This window comes from Xanthomonas sp. NCPPB 2586 (genome assembly GCF_041475775.2).
In the GTDB taxonomy this organism is placed as follows: domain Bacteria; phylum Pseudomonadota; class Gammaproteobacteria; order Xanthomonadales; family Xanthomonadaceae; genus Xanthomonas; species Xanthomonas campestris.
Map to the genome: position 1 here is coordinate 278,109 of NZ_CM192981.1, position 16,090 is coordinate 294,198.

At 65.6% G+C, this 16,090-nt stretch carries 13 protein-coding genes; 7 read left to right on the forward strand and 6 right to left on the reverse strand.

Features of this window, described 5'->3' with window-relative positions:
• Positions 1-742: 742 nt before the first annotated feature.
• The gene (locus ACCQ09_RS01200) at positions 743-1,318 is read right to left on the reverse strand and encodes a DUF2059 domain-containing protein (protein ID WP_040940368.1); all 576 of its coding nucleotides are present in this window, start codon (positions 1,316-1,318) and stop codon (positions 743-745) included.
• 58 nt (positions 1,319-1,376) lie between these two features.
• Between ACCQ09_RS01200 and arfB the strand changes: the two genes are divergently transcribed.
• The 4 genes from arfB to dcp all read left to right on the forward strand — a co-directional run bounded on the left by arfB (position 1,377) and on the right by dcp (position 5,900).
• Positions 1,377-1,808: an alternative ribosome rescue aminoacyl-tRNA hydrolase ArfB gene (gene arfB, locus ACCQ09_RS01205; protein WP_011035482.1), complete on the forward strand. Its 432-nt coding sequence runs from the start codon at positions 1,377-1,379 to the stop codon at positions 1,806-1,808.
• A 2-nt stretch (positions 1,809-1,810) separates the two neighbouring features.
• On the forward strand, positions 1,811-2,440 hold the full coding sequence (locus tag ACCQ09_RS01210; protein WP_011035483.1) for a lysophosphatidylcholine acyltransferase: 630 nt from the start codon (positions 1,811-1,813) through the stop codon (positions 2,438-2,440).
• A gap of 59 nt (positions 2,441-2,499) precedes the next feature.
• Positions 2,500-3,507 (forward strand): isoaspartyl peptidase/L-asparaginase family protein, encoded by a 1,008-nt coding sequence (locus tag ACCQ09_RS01215; RefSeq protein ID WP_040940369.1) that lies wholly within the window; start codon positions 2,500-2,502, stop codon positions 3,505-3,507.
• A 224-nt stretch (positions 3,508-3,731) separates the two neighbouring features.
• Entirely contained in the window at positions 3,732-5,900 is a 2,169-nt protein-coding gene (gene dcp / locus ACCQ09_RS01220; protein ID WP_040940370.1) for a peptidyl-dipeptidase Dcp, read from the forward strand.
• Between the two features lie 111 nt (positions 5,901-6,011).
• Here dcp and xopN read toward each other — a convergent pair whose 3' ends face one another.
• Together xopN and ACCQ09_RS01230 are read right to left on the reverse strand one after the other, a co-directional pair.
• Entirely contained in the window at positions 6,012-8,171 is a 2,160-nt protein-coding gene (xopN, locus tag ACCQ09_RS01225; protein ID WP_040940371.1) for a type III secretion system effector XopN, read from the reverse strand.
• Positions 8,172-8,581: 410 nt separating this feature from the next.
• Positions 8,582-9,634 (reverse strand): MBL fold metallo-hydrolase, encoded by a 1,053-nt coding sequence (locus ACCQ09_RS01230; protein ID WP_228428190.1) that lies wholly within the window; start codon positions 9,632-9,634, stop codon positions 8,582-8,584.
• An 88-nt stretch (positions 9,635-9,722) separates the two neighbouring features.
• Between ACCQ09_RS01230 and ACCQ09_RS01235 the strand changes: the two genes are divergently transcribed.
• A complete protein-coding gene (locus ACCQ09_RS01235) occupies positions 9,723-10,355 on the forward strand; it encodes a TetR/AcrR family transcriptional regulator (RefSeq protein ID WP_011035488.1) in 633 nt (210 codons plus the stop codon).
• Positions 10,356-10,576: 221 nt separating this feature from the next.
• Here the strand turns inward: ACCQ09_RS01235 and ACCQ09_RS01240 are convergent, their stop codons facing one another.
• Genes ACCQ09_RS01240 through ACCQ09_RS01250 form a run of 3 tightly spaced genes read right to left on the reverse strand, consistent with a single transcriptional unit; the run spans position 10,577 to position 12,720 of the window.
• Positions 10,577-10,951: a VOC family protein gene (locus ACCQ09_RS01240; RefSeq protein ID WP_043877860.1), complete on the reverse strand. Its 375-nt coding sequence runs from the start codon at positions 10,949-10,951 to the stop codon at positions 10,577-10,579.
• Positions 10,952-10,991: 40 nt separating this feature from the next.
• Positions 10,992-11,717: a helix-turn-helix domain-containing protein gene (locus tag ACCQ09_RS01245; RefSeq protein WP_016944687.1), complete on the reverse strand. Its 726-nt coding sequence runs from the start codon at positions 11,715-11,717 to the stop codon at positions 10,992-10,994.
• Between the two features lie 46 nt (positions 11,718-11,763).
• Positions 11,764-12,720, reverse strand: a complete 957-nt coding sequence (locus ACCQ09_RS01250) for a LysR family transcriptional regulator (protein ID WP_012437041.1) — start codon at positions 12,718-12,720, stop codon at positions 11,764-11,766.
• Between the two features lie 120 nt (positions 12,721-12,840).
• On the opposite strand from ACCQ09_RS01250, the gene aceB reads away from it, so the two are divergent.
• Complete coding sequence (aceB, locus tag ACCQ09_RS01255) at positions 12,841-14,463, forward strand: malate synthase A (RefSeq protein ID WP_040940373.1); 1,623 nt, start codon at positions 12,841-12,843, stop codon at positions 14,461-14,463.
• A 185-nt stretch (positions 14,464-14,648) separates the two neighbouring features.
• A complete protein-coding gene (gene aceA / locus ACCQ09_RS01260) occupies positions 14,649-15,944 on the forward strand; it encodes an isocitrate lyase (protein ID WP_040940374.1) in 1,296 nt (431 codons plus the stop codon).
• Positions 15,945-16,090: the final 146 nt, after the last annotated feature.

Genomic DNA, 16,090 nt, shown 5'->3' on the forward strand with positions numbered 1-16,090 from the left:
CCCTCTCCCGACGGGAGAGTGGCTTGACTGTTCCTTCTCCCCTCGGGAGAAGGTGCCCCGTAGGGGCGGATGAGGGTGCGAGCGAAGCCTGGCGGAGTTTGGATGCACGTGCTGCTTCGCCGCTTACCGCCTTCACCCCAACTCCCTCTCCCGGCGGAGAGGTGCTTGACTGTTCCTTCTCCCCTCGGGAGAAGGTGCCCCGGGGGCGGATGAGGGCGCGAGCGAAGCCTGGCGGAGTTTGGATGCACGTGCTGCTCGCCGCTTACCGCCTTCACCCCAACTCCCTCTCCCGGTGGAGAGGGGCTTGACTGTTGCTTCTCCCCTCGGGAGAAGGTGCCCCGTAGGGGCCGATGAGGGTGCGAGCGAAGCCTGGTGGAGCTTGGATGCACGTGCTGCTTCGCCGCTTACCGCCTTCACCCCAACTCCCTCTCCCGGCGGAGAGGTGCTTGACTGTTCCTTCTCCCCTCGGGAGAAGGTGCCCCGGGGGCGGATGAGGGCGCGAGCGAAGCCTGGCGGAGTTTGGATGCACGTGCTGCTCGCCGCTTACCGCCTTCACCCCAACTCCCTCTCCCGGTGGAGAGGAGATGGAGCAGACTTCTCCCACTAAAGGAAAGCTGGGGCACCGCGGAATCGTCAACGCGATCGACCTGGCATCCGCATCCGCATGCTCATCCGCATCGGCATTCGCCGCAGGGATCACGCTGTTACGAATCCCCAATCCCGATTCCCCAATCCCAGTTCTTCAGGGCTTCTGCGCCGCCGCCGGCTCATTGACGATCTTTTCCAGATCTTTCTGCAGATCGGTAAACAGCGGCAGCATCTTCTGCTGGATGGCGCCCATCAGGTTCTGGGTCAGTGCCGGGGTCTTGTCCAGCAGGCTCTGGCCGGCCGAGCTCTCGTAGAACTCGGCCATGGCAATCACGTCCTCGCGCGAGAACGAGCGCTTGTACAGGTCCACGTACATCGGGCGCAGCTCCGACCACGACAGCGCCTTGCGCACGGTCTGGCGGGTACGGTCCTGGATGCGCTGCAGCTGCGCCTGCTGGTCGGCATCGAGCTGGCGCTGCGCGGTGAGCTGGGCGAATTGCTGCTGCTGCATCGCTTCGATCTGCGGCAGCATGGTGTCGAGCATGGTCTGCGCGCGCGAAGCGGCCAGCAGCCGGTTGACGTCGGCATCGCTGGGCGCCTGGGCCCAGGCCATCGGTGCGGCAAGGGCCAGCACCAGCAGCACCAGCAGGCGGCGGGCGTGGCGGCTGGCCGAAATGAAAGCGGTGGGTGTCATCGGAGCATCCTGCAGTCGGGGGACCGGCCGCAGCATACGGGATGACGCCGGCGTTCGCGCGCGCGTCCACGCCCGTCCCGATACAATCCGGCGCATGGCCAGTGAACCCATCCAGATCACCCCCAACCTGGCGATCCCGCCCGGCGAGATCGTCGAGCGCTTCGTGCGCGCGAGCGGCGCCGGCGGGCAGAACGTCAACAAGGTGTCGACGGCGGTGGAGCTGCGCTTCGATGTGGCCGGCTCGCCGTCGCTGCCGGAACCGTTGCGCGCGCGCCTGCTGTCGCGGCGCGATCGCCGCATGACCGCCGATGGCGTGCTGGTGATCGATGCGCAGCGGTTCCGCACCCAGGACCGTAACCGCGAAGATGCGCGAGAGCGGCTGGCCGAGATCATCAATGCATGCCTGTCGGTGCCCAAGCGCCGCGTGGCCACCAAACCGAGCCATGGTGCCAAGCTACGGCGGCTGGATGCCAAGCGTGAGCGTAGCCAGATCAAACGTGGACGCTCTGCGTCCCACTGGGAGTAAGCGTGAGTGATACTGACCCGTCGTTGCCGCCGGTAACGCAGGCCAACATCCTGTTGCAACCCTCACCACCACGCATGCCGCGTGCGCATGGCCGCTTCGGCCGTTGGCTCGGCCGCACCGCGCTGCGGTTGACCGGCTGGCGGCTGGTCGGCCGGCTGCCAGACGAGCCCAAGCTCGTAATGATCGTCGCCCCGCACTCCTCCAACTGGGACGGTTTTCTCGGCTTTGCGGCCAAGTTCGCGCTCGGCTTCGATGTGCGCGTGCTGGGCAAGGCGCAGCTGTTCTGGTGGCCGCTGGGGCCGCTGCTGCGCAAGCTCGGCGCCATCCCGCTGGACCGCAGCTCGCCGCAAGGCACCATTGGCCAGGCGGTGCGGTTGATCCGCAACTCCGAACAGATGTGGTACGTGATCACCCCGGAAGGCACGCGCAAGCGCGTCGAAAACTGGAAGGCGGGGTTCTGGAAGATCGCCTCCGATGCCAAGGTGCCGATCCTGCCGGTGTATTTCGATTACCCCAGCAAGACCGTGGGCATCGGCGAGCCGTTCTGGACCGGCACCGACATGGCCGCCGATATCGCCGCCGTGCGCACCTGGTACCGCCCATGGCGCGGCAAGCATCGCGATACGCTCTGAGCCCACCATCCCCTGTTTGCGTGGTGGCGATCGCCGGCCACGCCTTGCGAGGAACGCCAATGTCATCTGCCCGCGTGTTGTGCCTGTCGTTGCTGCTGTGGGCCACCGGCCCGGTGTGGGCCGCCACGCCCATGCTGGTGATCCACGGCGGCGCCGGTGTGGAGAAATCCAGCCTGTCGCCGGAGGAACAAGCGCAGGCACGCGAGGCGATGCAGCGCGCGCTGCGTGCCGGCCATGCGGTCTTGACGCGCGGCGGCAGTGCGGTGGATGCGGTGGCCGCCACCATCACCGTGCTGGAGGATGCGCCGCAGTTCAACGCCGGGCGCGGTGCGGTGTTCACCCACGATGGCAAGAACGAACTCGATGCCGCGATCATGGATGGCGCCAGCGGCAAGGCCGGCGCGATTGCCGGCGTGCACACGGTCAAGAACCCCATCCTGTTGGCGCGCAGTGTCATGGACCGCTCCAAGCATGTGATGCTGGTGGGTGATGGTGCCGAGCAGTTCGCGCGCGAGTGGGGCATCGCGCTGGTCGATCCCAGCTATTTCCGTACCGAAAAACGCTGGCAACAGCTGCAGAAAGCGCGCAAGGCCGAAGCCGGCGACCGCCAGGCGCAGGCCGCACTCGACCTGGAAACCGCCAAGCACTTCGGTACCGTGGGCGCATTGGCGCTGGACCGCGACGGCCATCTGGCCGCCGGTACCTCCACCGGCGGCATGACCAACAAGCGCTACGGCCGCGTGGGCGACGCGCCGATCATCGGCGCCGGTACCTATGCCAACACCCAGTGCGCGGTGTCCGGCACCGGCTGGGGCGAGTTCTATATACGTGCGGTGGCCGCCTACGACATCTGCGCGCGTATGAAATATGCCGGGCAATCGCTGCAACAGGCGGCCGAGGCAGTCATCGATCAGCAGATTCCCAAGGCCGGCGGCGACGGTGGCGCAATTGCGCTGGATGCGCAGGGCAATGCCGCATTTCCGTTCAATACCGAGGGCATGTACCGCGGCTGGATCGGTGCCGATGGCACTGCGCATGTGGCGATCTTCAAGGACGAGGCGCTGTAACGCTGCTGCGCTTGCCCGGTAGCGCGTTGAAGACTGGCGCGTGCCAGCCCACTACCACATCCGGCGCGCATGACGACGCAGCGGCGGCCCAGGCGATGGCGCCTGGACGGCACGCGATCTCGCAGCCCCACTGCGTTCATCCATCCAATCCAACGGCACATGCCACACGCGACGAAACCCGCTAGCGTGGCCGGCTGCTGTTACCCACTCAGGAATTACACGCCATGTCGCGTACCGTCGTTCTGGCCGCTGCCATCACCCTGGCACTGGCTGCTTGTTCTGGAAAAGATTCGTCCGGTAAGGAGTCCACCACCGTGCCCGAGAAGACCGCTACCACCCAGACCCCGGATGCCGCGCCGAACCCGCTGCTGACCGCCAGCACGCTGCCGTTCCAGGCGCCGCCGTTCGACAAGATCCAGGACAGCGATTACCTGCCTGCGTTCGAAGAAGGCATGCGCCAGCATCTGGCGGACGTGCGCAAGATTGCCGACAACCCCGAGCCGGCCAACTTCGACAACACCATCGAGGCGATGGAGCGCAGCGGCGAAACGCTCACCCGCGTCTCGCGCATTTTCTTTGGCCTGGTGCAGGCCGATACCAGCGACGCCCGCCAGAAAATCCAGGAAGAGGTGGCGCCCAAGTTGGCCGCGCACCAGGACGAGATCAATCTGGATCCCAAGCTGTTCGCACGCGTCAAGGCGATCTACGACCAACGCGACACGCTCAGCCTGGAGCCGGAACAGAAGCGCCTGGTCGAACGCCATTACGAAGAGCTGGTGCGCGCCGGTGCGCAGCTGTCCGACGCCGACAAGACCACCTTGCGCAAGCTCAACGTGGAGGAGACCACGCTCTCCACGCAGTTCCATACCAAGCTGGTGGCTGCCTCGGCTGCCGCCGCCGTGGTGGTCGACGACAAGGCCAAGCTCGATGGCTTGAGCGAGGGCGACATCGCCGCCGCCGCCGATGCCGCCAAGGCGCGCAAGCTCGATGGCAAGTATCTGCTGACCCTGCAGAACACCACCCAGCAGCCGGTGCTGGCTTCGCTGAAGGACCATGACCTGCGCGCGCAGGTGATGAAAGCCTCGCAAACCCGTGCCGAACAGGGCGACGCCAACGACACCCGCCAGACCATCCAGCGGCTGGCGCAGCTGCGCGCGCAAAAAGCCAAGCTGCTCGGCTTCGACAGCTACGCCGCCTACAGCCTGGGCGACCAGATGGCCAAGACGCCGGAGGCCGCGCTCAAGCTGTTGACCGACACCGTGCCGGCGGCGACCGCCAAGGCGCGCCGCGAAGTGGGCGAGATGCAGAAGGTCATCGATGCGCAGCAGGGCGGCTTCAAGCTCGCTGCGGCGGATTGGGACTTCTACGCCGAGCAGGTGCGCAAGGCCAAGTACGACCTGGACGAATCGCAGATCAAGCCGTATTTCGAACTGGACAACGTGCTGCAGAACGGCGTTTTCTACGCGGCCACGCAGCTGTATGGCATCACCTTCAAGCAGCGCACCGACATCCCGACCTATCACGCGGACATGAAGGTGTACGAAGTGTTCGATGCGGACGGCACCTCGATGGCGCTGTTCTACACCGACTACTTCAAGCGCGACAGCAAGTCCGGTGGCGCCTGGATGGATGTGTTCGTGGAGCAGGACGGGCTGACCGGCACCAAGCCGGTGGTCTACAACGTGTGCAACTTCACCAAGCCCGCCGCGGGCCAGCCGGCGCTGCTGAGCTTTGATGACGTCACCACCTTGTTCCATGAGTTCGGTCACGCACTGCATGGCATGTTCTCCAAGGTGAAGTACCCTTCGATCGCCGGCACCAGCACCTCGCGTGACTTTGTCGAGTTCCCCTCGCAGTTCAACGAGCACTGGGCCTCGGACCCGAAGGTCTTCGCCAACTACGCCAAGCACTACCAGACCGGCGCGGCGATGCCCGATGCCCTGGTGGAGAAGATCAAGAAGGCCAAGACCTTCAACAGCGGCTACGCCACCACCGAGTACCTGTCGGCGGCATTGCTCGACCTGGCCTGGCACACCCAGCCGGCCGATGCACCGCTGCAGGACGTGAGCAAGTTCGAGGCCGATGCCTTGAAGCGCTTCAAGGTCGATCTTGCCGAAGTCCCGCCGCGCTATCGCAGCACCTATTTCGACCACATCTGGGGCGGCGGTTATTCGGCCGGCTACTACGCCTATTTCTGGTCGGAAGTGCTCGATGACGACGCATTCGAGTGGTTCAAGGAAAACGGCGGCCTGACCCGCAAGAACGGCGACATCTTCCGCGCCAAGATCCTCTCACGCGGCAACACCGTGGACCTTGCCACGCTGTACCGCGACTTCCGCGGCAAGGATCCCGGCGTCAAGGCGCTGCTGGAGAATCGTGGTTTGACGGAGTGAGACACCCGCGTGCACGACGCACGCGGATGCAGGCGATGATCGAAACGGGATGGCCTTGCGGCCATCCCGTTTTTGTTGCGTCGCTTTTGATGCGCCGCGGTCGGTGCCGCATCATGCCGGTTGCGGCGCCTGATCGTCCCCGATCTGCACGATCACTTCGTGCGACTGCGATGTGGACGCTGCTCCCGGACGCAGCCGCTCCACCGCCTGCGGCAGGGTCAGCGACGGCGCGCCCTGCGCTGCGGAGGACGTGGCACCGGGCGGTGGTGTGAGCGCCTTGGCCTGACCCAACAACCGTTCCACATCGTTGCCCTGCAGCAGCTCATTGATCTTTAGGCTCGCCTTGGTCGCCCGACGCTGTGACAGCGCTTCGTTGGCGCCCCCCATCACGCCGCGCAAGACTTGCTGCTTCAATCCGATGTCGGTGTCGCCCTCGCGGCGATTGTTCTTGACGGTGATGGCGGTGTGCTGATTCAGCGCGCCGACCGCAGCCATGCCTCCCGACAGGGCGGAGATCGCCAGGGTCTGTGCGGTCGGCACGTTGCGCGTTCCTCCCTGCGCCGCGGAGCTGGCCTTGCCGATCACCGAGGACGCCGCGCTACCCAGCACGCCTAGATGGAACATCTGGCCAATGCGTTGGGCGGTCTGTGCGGAGAACTCGCGCGAGGTGTACTTCTTGGCGATATCGCTGATCAGTTGGTCCGACACCACAGACTTCTCGGCACCCAGCAGTACCGCCGCAGCGACGCCGTCCGGCTCGAGTTCGTCCAACTTGCCTTCGCGCAAGGCTTGCAGATCCTGCCTCAGCAATTTCAGCGTCTTCGCCGGGCCGGCGCCATGGCCCGATTCCAGATCCAGGTCGTCGGCGTCTGCCGTTCCCTGCGGCGAACGCGATGCCTGCACCTCCGCGTTGAGCGCTTTTTCCATCGACACCAGTCCGTTGATGACGCGTTTTACTAGAGCCTGCGTGGGCGACTGAATCAGTTTGCGCAGCTTGCCCTGATCGATCTCCTCTGCCGAAACTGCCTCGCCACGTGCAAGTTTCGACTTGCCCGCTTCGGTCAGTACATCGGCGTACAGCAGATTGAGCTTGTTGTTGTAATCCTGTTTTGCCTGTTCGTCGAATCCGGCGGCCACATGTTGCGCAGATGTCATCAGCAGGGCACCGACAGTCTGCGCGGTCGGCGACAGTGCCCGCATTGCGCCTGTCTTGCTGAGCAAGCCCAGCGTGCCCGCCAGAGGCGAACGCAGGATGCGCGGGACGGCCTGCCAGCGATTGCCCATCCATTGCCGGTCGTGCGCGCCCTGGGTCATGACAAAGTCGTGCTGCGCCTGATGCAGGCGCGCTTCGGCTTGCAGCAATTGGTGGGCAGCGGCGATAAGGGCGTGAGTTGGCAGTGCGGTGGGGGTCTGGTCTGCGGCGCGCTTGAGTTGTCTGAAACTGTCTAAGCACCCGCTGAATTCGGCAACATGCCTTTCCAGCGCCTTCGCAAGGTCCGGTAGCCAATGCTTGTCGTTGATCTGATTCTTGTCCGGCACGATGACGTGACCGCCATGCTCGCGGATGGATTCGCACAGGCTGACCACTGCCGACTGCTGGGCCGCATTCATCGGTGCGGCGATGGCCGCTGTCGCAAAGCCGAATCCTGCGCCTGCCCAGGGCTGACGGGTTGCGTAGTTGATCCAGGGCGAGACGATGTACTGCATCGCATTGTTTAGAAAACTACCGGTGGGATTGGGCATGCCGGACAGCAACGCGGTACGTCGCAAATCGGAAACTTCGACTTCGCTCAATCCCTGCGCCTTGTACCAAGCCATCGCATCCGTTTCGTGGATGCGGTTCAACAAATCTGTGTGTGTCGCTGCGCGTTCGTGCACGCCGGTGGTGTCCGGCAGTTTCATCGGCCTGATCTTGTTGATGAGTTCGGCGGCCAGCTGCGGCTCGACCGGGCGCCGGTTGTCGGCAGCCAGTTTCTCTTTGAGTCGCACCAGCGACGCTCCGCCAGGATGCGACGGCATTACAGGCTGCGAAATCTGCAGACCAACCGCGTCCAGGTGGCTAGCCGTATGAGATGGGTCCGCAGTGGCGTCTGCGGTCTCCTTGCCGCGCTTGTTGGGGCGGCTGGATAGCTTGGTCAATGGGCCACCGGGCTGGGCATCCGAATGGCTGGGCGAGGCATCCTGGGACGCTTCTTTTTCGATCTCATGGATGTGCGCACTCGACGCTGAGCCAGTGCGACTGAGCGGATTGGCAGATGCAGCAGGTTTCATCAGATTTCTCCTGGCGCTTGATGCAGTGGCGGCATCGATCAATGGCCGGTGCCGAGTAATGCGATCGCCTCGCAGCCCTGAGCTGGGCGCATTGTCGAGGGGCGGCGTGGTCGCCATGGCTCGAAAAGAGCACCGAGTTCAAGCACGCGACGAAACCGTTGCCGATGAAAGATCAAACTGCGGATCGCATTGTTCAGGGATTGAACCACTCTACAGGGGACATCTTTGCCGGATAGCGGAACCGACGTCGCTGCACCCGAATCCCCCGGAGGTGTGGGCGCCAAGGTCGGGTGCGCTGCTTCCCATGGCAGGGTTGGTGAAGGCGTCACGCGGCGACGGGTGACGCCCGCATCCGCGTGCGAGGTGCGCCATCAAAACGTGATGGCACGCATCGGCATGCCTCAGGCCAGTTACCGTGTCGCCACTAACCCATCCGACGCTTGTGCCGCCGCATCCTGCCGCCACCAACGCACGCGGTTGGCCGGCGCCTGCAGATCCACCCGCTCGCCCATGCACGGCGTGACCAATGCGACGCCAGCGCTATCGGCCAACGCCACGATGCGGTCCAGCGGCTCCTGCCACGCATGCATGGCCAGATCGAAGGTGCCGTTGTGGATCGGCAGCAGCGTCTGCCCGCCCACGTCCAGATACGCCTGCAGGCTCTGCTCCGGTTGCATGTGCACATGCGGCCACTGCTGGTCGTAGGCGCCGTTTTCGATCAGCGCCACATCGAACGGGCCGAGCTGCTCACCGATGGTCTTGAAGTGCGGCGCGTAGCCACCGTCGCCGCTGAAGAACACCCGCAGCTCCTCGTGCTGGATCACCCACGAGCACCACAGCGAGCGGCCGCTATCGAACAACCCGCGCCCGGAAAAGCGCTGCGATGGCGTGGCGGTGAGCTGCACACCGTCCACGTTGAGCGAGTCCCACCAGTCCAGCTGCCGCACCTTGGCCGGGTCCACGCCCCAACGTACCAGTAAATCGCCCACGCCCAGCGGCGCGACGAAAACGCCAACGCGGTCGGCCAGTGCGCGGATGGTGGCGCGGTCCAGGTGGTCGTAGTGGTTGTGCGACAGGATCACCCCGGCCAGCGGCGGCAGGTCGGCCAGTGCAATCGGCGGGGCATGGAAGCGTTTGGGGCCGGCGAAGGAAAACGGCGAGGCGCGCTTGGCGAACACCGGGTCGGTGAGCCAGAAACCGCCGGCCAGCTTCAGCAACACGGTGGAGTGGCCAAGCCGGTACAGGCTGCGGTCCGGCGCGGCGAGCAGCTGCGCGCGAGTCAGCGGCAACACCGGCGGTGGTGTGGACGGTACGGTGTCGCGTGGCTTGTCGAAGAAGAACGTCCACAGCAACCGCAGCTGCTCGCCCAGGCGCAGCGAGGTGGTCAGCGTGGGCTGGGCGTTGCGAAACCGGCCATTGCGGAACTGCGGCGAAGCGGCATAAGCGGAAGAAGGGGGGGTCACGGGCGGAATCCGTCGGCGGGGAAGTGATTACACTGCACAGTGTAGTTTCCGCGACGTGAAAGTAAACTGCCCGGTGTAAAATCAGCGCATGTCCATTCACTCGTCCACTTTCGCTGCGCCGCAGCGGCTGACCGACCGCAAGCGTCACGCGATCCTGGAAGCGGCGATCGCCGAGTTCCGCCAGCAGGGCTTCGAGGCGACCAGCATGGACCGCATCGCGGCCACCGCTGGCGTCTCCAAGCGCACGGTTTACAACCATTTCCCCAGCAAGGACACGCTGTTCGGCGAGATCCTGCGCGGGCTATGGCAGCGCAGTGCCGAGGCGGTGAGCCTGGCGTATCAGCCCGGCCAGCCATTGCGGCCGCAGCTGCTGGAGTTGCTGCAGCAGAAGCTGCGGCTGCTGGAAGACCCGGCCTTCATCGACCTCTCCCGCGTGGCGATTGCCGAGGGCATCCACTCGCCGGCGCGGGCACGCGAACTGCTCGCGCAGCTGGGCAGCAAGGAGGAAGGCACCACCACCTGGGTGCGCGCCGCGCTGGCCGACGGCCGGCTGGTGGCAGTGGACCCGGCCTTTGCCGCACAGCAATTGCAGGCCCTGGTGAAGGGCTTTGCGTTCTGGCCGCAGCTGGCCCTGGGCCAGCCGGCCCTGTCGCCGGAAGAACAGGCGCAGGTCGCGGCGTCGGCGGTGGACATGTTCCTGGGCGTGTACGCGCGTCAGTGAGTGCGCATTGCGCGTGCCGGGCGTTGGCTCTTGGATGGCGGGCACGCGCGCAAGCCGCTACAGATGACCTGCGTCAGTCGGCACGTACGCATGCAAGCCGTGCTGCCTGCCGTCGGGTTGGCGCCCCAACTCCTGGAGACGCCCAGCTGTGCCGCCCACGACCTGCGGGTCACGCGCTTCCAGCGAAGCGGCCTGCAGGCCGAGCGGCCCCGCAGTCGCCGCTAGTCCTTCGACCACACCGCCAGCGCATAACCGTGCGGATCGGTGAAGTGGAAGCGCCGCCCGCCGGGAAAGGCGAACACCGGCCGGGTGATCTGCCCGCCGGCGGCTTCGATGCGCGCCTGGCTCTGTGCCAGGTCATCGGAGGCCAGCACCACCAGGGCGCCGCCGGGCTGCGGCGTGCCGTGGAAGAATCCACCGCTGAGCCGGCCATCGCGGAACTCGCAGTAGTCGGGGCCGTAGTCCTGAAAGGTCCACGCGAAGGCCTCGCCGTAAAAGGCCTTGGCGGCGGCGATCGAGGTGACGGCGAATTCGAGATAGTCGATACGGTGCTGGGTGTCCACGGCGGGTCCTTGCGAAGGCGAGGGCCCCAGCATGCCGGCCGCGCGCACCTGTGGCTTGGCGAAAACGGCCAACTCACCGCGCGTGTTGCTGCACCAGCTCGCGCGGCGCCAGCCCGGCCAACTGGCGGGCATCGCGTACCAGGTGCGGCGCATCGCCGTAACCTGCGGCCAGCGCGGCGTCGGTCAGGGTGCGGTGCCGGTGTGCAATGGCCAAAAAGCGCTGCAGCCGCAGAATCCGCTCCAGGGTCTTGGCGCCATAACCGAAGGCGGTCTGGCAGCGCCGCCGCAGCGCACGCTCGCTGATGCCCAGCGTGGCGGTGAGCGCGGCCAGCTGCATCGGCATGCCGGCCGCCAGCTGTGCGAACAGCCAGGCCATGGTCGGGTCGCTGCGGCCAGCGTGCTGCTGACACAGTGCCTGCAGCGTCAGCACGGGGTCGGCGCCGTCTTCGAGCCGGTGCTGCCAGGCCAGCCCGGCGGTGCCCCACAACGCGTCCAATGCCACGCGCTGGTCGGTGAGCGTGTGCAATGCGGTGCCCAGCACCGCCGTGGCCGCCCCGGGCGCCAGGCGCACACCGCTGAGCACGCGCCCGGCCGGCACGCAGGCCAGGTTGGCCGCGCGATCCGGCCCGGCCACGAACAGCTGCGCACCATCCCAGATCAGGTCGACATGCGCGTCAGGCAGCACCCGCACCGGCGCGTCCGCCGCCGCACCCTGGCGAAATCGCCAGCTGCACAGCAGTTGTCCGCGCAACGCGGCAGGTGCGGCGCGTTCGGCATAACGGCTCACAAGGTCGGTCATCGTAGCGGGCATGGCGCGTGGACGTAGAGCTCAGCGTAGCGCGCGCTCAGCGCTCGGAGTGACCACTCTCGTCGTAGCCGCGCGGGGTGAACAGGTCCGGCTGGATCAGCTCGATAAAGGCGCGTGCCTGCGGCGAGAGGTATTTGCCCTTGCGCACCACCACGCCGTAGCTGCGGGTGGGGAAATAGTCCTTGAGCGAGCGGGCGGCGAGTTTGTCGCGGTCGGCGTCAGTCAGGCAGATCGCGGTGACGATCGAAATGCCCATCCCCATCGCCACGTATTGCTTGATCACCTCCCAGCCGCCGACTTCCAACGCCACCGTGTAGGGCACGCGCGCCTGCTGAAAGACCAGATCGACCAGGCGATAGGTCACCTGCCGGCGCGGCGGCAGGATCAACGGATACGGCGACAGGTCCTGCAGCGAGACCGTGCGCTGTCTGGCCAGCGGGTGGTCGGGCGGGGTGATCAGCAACTGCTCGAAGCGGTAGACCGGCGCGTAATGAAGGTCGGCCGGCACGTCCAGCATCGAGCCGATCGCCAGATCCACTGCGTCTTCGCGCAGCAGGTCGGTGCCGTCGGCGCTGATGGCGTTGTGCAGGGTCAGGCGCACGTCCGGATGGCGCGCGCGGAAGTTCTCCACGATGCGCGGCAGCAGATACAGGATGGTGGAGCTGTTGGCGGCGATGTTGAGTTCGCCGGCGTCCAGCCCGCGCACCTTCTCGCGGAAGGCGGCCTCTAGGCCGTCCAGGCTTTCCACCAGCGGCAGCGCCATGTCGTACAGCAGCTGGCCTTCGCGGCTGGGCGCCAACCGCCGGCCGGAGCGTTCGAACAGCGCCACCCCCAGGTCACGCTCCAGCGCCTGCAACTGCAGGGTCACCGCCGGCTGGCTCACATATAGCGCCTCAGCGGCGCGTGAGACAGAGCCCAGTCGCACCGTCTGGCAGAACGCGCGCAGCGGCTTGAGGCGGTCGGATTTGTAGGAAAACCGCGGGGTTGGCGCCATGGCTTTAGGAGTTTGCGCCTAACTATAAGTCAGGCTTATTTACAGCATTGATAAAACTGCTTTGTCAAATAGATTGCCGAGGCGCAGGTTGGAGCTCCGGATCACACCAGGATTCCCCCAATGTCTGCCACCGCCGCTTCCGCCCGTCCCACCGCCGCTGACCGTGCCACCCCCGGCGTGTCGCTGACCACCCAGCTGGCGGGTCAGGCCGAGCTGCTCCCCGCTGCCGCGCTGGCCCTGCTGGTGTCGCTGCACCGGGCGATCGAGCCCGGCCGCCAGCAACGGCTGGCGCAGCGTCGCAGCCGCCAGGCCGCGTTCGACGCCGGCCAGTTGCCCGACTTCCGCACCGACACCCGCGCCATCCGCGCCGGCGATTGGCGCGTGGCCGAACTGCCGGCCGCCCTGCAGGACCGCCGGGTCGAGATCACCGGCCCCACCGATCCGAAGATGGTCATCAACGCACTGAACTCCGGCGCCAAGGTGTTCATGGCCGACTTCGAAGATTCCACCGCGCCTACCTGGCGCAACCTGCTGATCGGGCAGCGCACGTTGGCGGCCGCGGTGCGCGGCGAGCTCACATTCGATGCGCCCAACGGCAAGCACTACGCGCTGCGTCCGGAACACGAACGTGCGGTGCTGATCGTGCGCCCGCGTGGCTGGCACCTGGACGAGAAGCACGTGTTGATCGATGGCCAGCCGATGGCCGGCGGCTTGTTCGATGCGGCGCTGTTCGCCTTCCACAACGCACGTACGCTGATGGCCAAGGACCGCGGCCCGTACCTGTATCTGCCCAAGTTGCAGAGCATGGAAGAAGCCGCGCTGTGGGAGACCGCGCTGGCGCATATCGAAGCGATGCTCGGCCTGCCGCACGGGCAGATCAAGGTCACCGTGCTGATCGAAACGCTGCCGGCGGTGTTCGAGATGGACGAGATCCTGCACGCCTTGCGCGCACGCATCGTCGGGCTCAATTGCGGCCGTTGGGACTACATCTTTTCGTACCTGAAAACCTTTCGCGCACATCCGGACCGCGTGCTGCCCGAGCGTGGCCAGGTCACCATGACCCAGCCGTTTCTCAAGGCGTATTCGGAAATGCTGATCAAGACCTGCCATCGTCGCGGCGCGCATGCAATGGGCGGCATGGCCGCGCAGATTCCAATCAACCACGACGAGGCCGCCAACGAACAGGCCATGGCGCGCGTGCGTGCCGACAAGCTGCGCGAGGTCAGTGCCGGCCATGACGGCACCTGGGTGGCGCACCCGGCACTGATTCCGGTGGCGATGGCGGTGTTCGACGAGCACATGCCCACCGCGCATCAACACCATGTGCTGCGCAACGATGTGCAGATCACCTCCGGCATGTTGGTTGCCACACCGCCCGGCGGCATCACCCGCGCCGGTTTCGAGGGCAATGTCGAGGTCTGCGTGCGTTACCTGGCCGCGTGGCTGGACGGCAATGGCTGCGTGCCCATCCATAATCTGATGGAAGATGCGGCCACTGCGGAAATCAGCCGCGCGCAACTGTGGCAATGGCTGCATCACGGCCGCCATCTCGATGACGGCACCGCCATCGATCAACACCTGCTCGACACCACTCTGCGGCAGTTGCCGGCGCGCCTGGGCACCACTGCTGGCATGCCGGGCGGCGCACGTATCGCCGAGGCCATCGGCTTGCTCGACCAACTGAGCCGCGCCGAGGAATTGGCAGACTTCCTCACGGTTCCAGCGTATCGCCTGATCGACTGACCGCCGCGTGCATGCGCCGGCTGCGGCAGGCGCGTGCACATACACCGATGCACCCCAGAACACCCGCGTTGCAGCTGCGTGCTGCGCGCAATGGCAACGCCTTGCCTGCAATCACGCAGCACCGCACCACATCACACCGCCCAACACCGCTGCATTTGCCCCATCCCTGCCCGAGGAGACGCACGATGAGCACACCGCTGCAGACCGCCGAACAGATTCAGCATGACTGGGCCACCCACCCGCGCTGGGCCGGCATCACCCGCAATTACACCGCCGCCGATGTGGTGCGCCTGCGCGGCACCGTGCACGTCGAGCATTCGCTGGCACGGCTGGGCGCGGACAAACTCTGGACATCGCTGCATGCCACGCCCTTCGTCAACGCCTTGGGCGCGCTCACCGGCAACCAGGCGATGCAGCAGGTCAAGGCCGGCTTGAAGGCGATCTATCTCTCCGGTTGGCAGGTGGCGGCCGACGCCAATCTGGCCGGGCAGATGTATCCGGACCAATCGCTGTACCCGGCCGATTCGGTGCCGGCGGTGGTCAAGCGCATCAACAATACCTTGCTGCGCGCCGATCAGTTGCACCATGCCGAAGGCGATGATGCGATCGACTTCCTGCAGCCGATCGTGGCCGATGCCGAAGCCGGTTTCGGTGGCGTGCTCAATGCCTTCGAACTGATGAAGGCGATGATCGAAGCTGGCGCAGCCGGCGTGCATTTCGAGGACCAGCTGGCCTCGGTGAAAAAATGCGGACACATGGGTGGCAAGGTGTTGGTGCCGACCCGCGAAGCGATCGAGAAATTGAATGCCGCGCGGCTGGCCGCCGATGTGCTGGGCGTGCCCACCGTCTTGATCGCACGCACCGACGCCGAAGCCGCCGACCTGATCACCAGCGACGTGGACGACAACGACCGCGGTTTCACCACCGGCGAGCGCACTGTGGAAGGCTTTTTCAAGACCCGCAACGGCCTGGACCAGGCCATCAGTCGCGGCCTGGCCTATGCGCCGTACGCGGATGTGATCTGGTGCGAAACCGGCAAGCCGGACCTGGAGTTTGCCCGCGCCTTTGCGCAGGCCATCCATGCCAAGTTCCCCGGCAAGCTGCTGGCCTATAACTGCTCGCCCAGCTTCAACTGGAAGAAGAATCTGGACGACGCCACCATCGCCAGGTTCCAGACCGAACTGGCCAGCTATGGCTACAAGTTCCAGTTCATCACCCTGGCCGGCTTCCACGCGCTGAATTACAGTATGTTCCACCTCGCCCACGGCTATGCGCGCAGCCAGATGAGTGCCTTTGTCGAGCTGCAGCAAGCCGAGTTCGCGGCCGCAGAGCGTGGCTTTACTGCGGTCAAGCACCAGCGCGAAGTGGGCACCGGCTACTTCGATGCAGTGACGCAGGCGATTCAGCAGGGGCAGTCCTCGACCACCGCATTGCGTGGCTCCACCGAAGAAGCACAGTTTCACGGCGAGAAGGCGGCTTAGCCTGCAGCGGGCCGCCAGCCTGCCGACCCCGGGAGGGGGAAGGGTCCGGGAAACCGGACCCTTTTTTTGCGCTGAAAACCCGTCATTTCGTCTCTTTATCTGTGAGAACAAGTGTGATCTGGTGCTGAACAAAGCCCTCATGTACG

Excerpts from the sequence above, each read along its gene's own strand:
- dcp (WP_040940370.1), top strand. The coding sequence starts at position 3,732 with ATGTCGCGTACCGTCGTTCTGGCCGCTGCCATCACCCTGGCACTGGCT.
- arfB (WP_011035482.1), top strand. The coding sequence starts at position 1,377 with ATGGCCAGTGAACCCATCCAGATCACCCCCAACCTGGCGATCCCGCCC.
- ACCQ09_RS01200 (WP_040940368.1), bottom strand. The coding sequence starts at position 1,318 with ATGCTGCGGCCGGTCCCCCGACTGCAGGATGCTCCGATGACACCCACC.
- ACCQ09_RS01250 (WP_012437041.1), bottom strand. The coding sequence starts at position 12,720 with ATGGCGCCAACCCCGCGGTTTTCCTACAAATCCGACCGCCTCAAGCCG.
- aceB (WP_040940373.1), top strand. The coding sequence starts at position 12,841 with ATGTCTGCCACCGCCGCTTCCGCCCGTCCCACCGCCGCTGACCGTGCC.
- aceA (WP_040940374.1), top strand. The coding sequence starts at position 14,649 with ATGAGCACACCGCTGCAGACCGCCGAACAGATTCAGCATGACTGGGCC.
- ACCQ09_RS01245 (WP_016944687.1), bottom strand. The coding sequence starts at position 11,717 with ATGACCGACCTTGTGAGCCGTTATGCCGAACGCGCCGCACCTGCCGCG.
- ACCQ09_RS01235 (WP_011035488.1), top strand. The coding sequence starts at position 9,723 with ATGTCCATTCACTCGTCCACTTTCGCTGCGCCGCAGCGGCTGACCGAC.
- ACCQ09_RS01240 (WP_043877860.1), bottom strand. The coding sequence starts at position 10,951 with ATGCTGGGGCCCTCGCCTTCGCAAGGACCCGCCGTGGACACCCAGCAC.
- xopN (WP_040940371.1), bottom strand. The coding sequence starts at position 8,171 with ATGAAACCTGCTGCATCTGCCAATCCGCTCAGTCGCACTGGCTCAGCG.
- ACCQ09_RS01215 (WP_040940369.1), top strand. The coding sequence starts at position 2,500 with ATGTCATCTGCCCGCGTGTTGTGCCTGTCGTTGCTGCTGTGGGCCACC.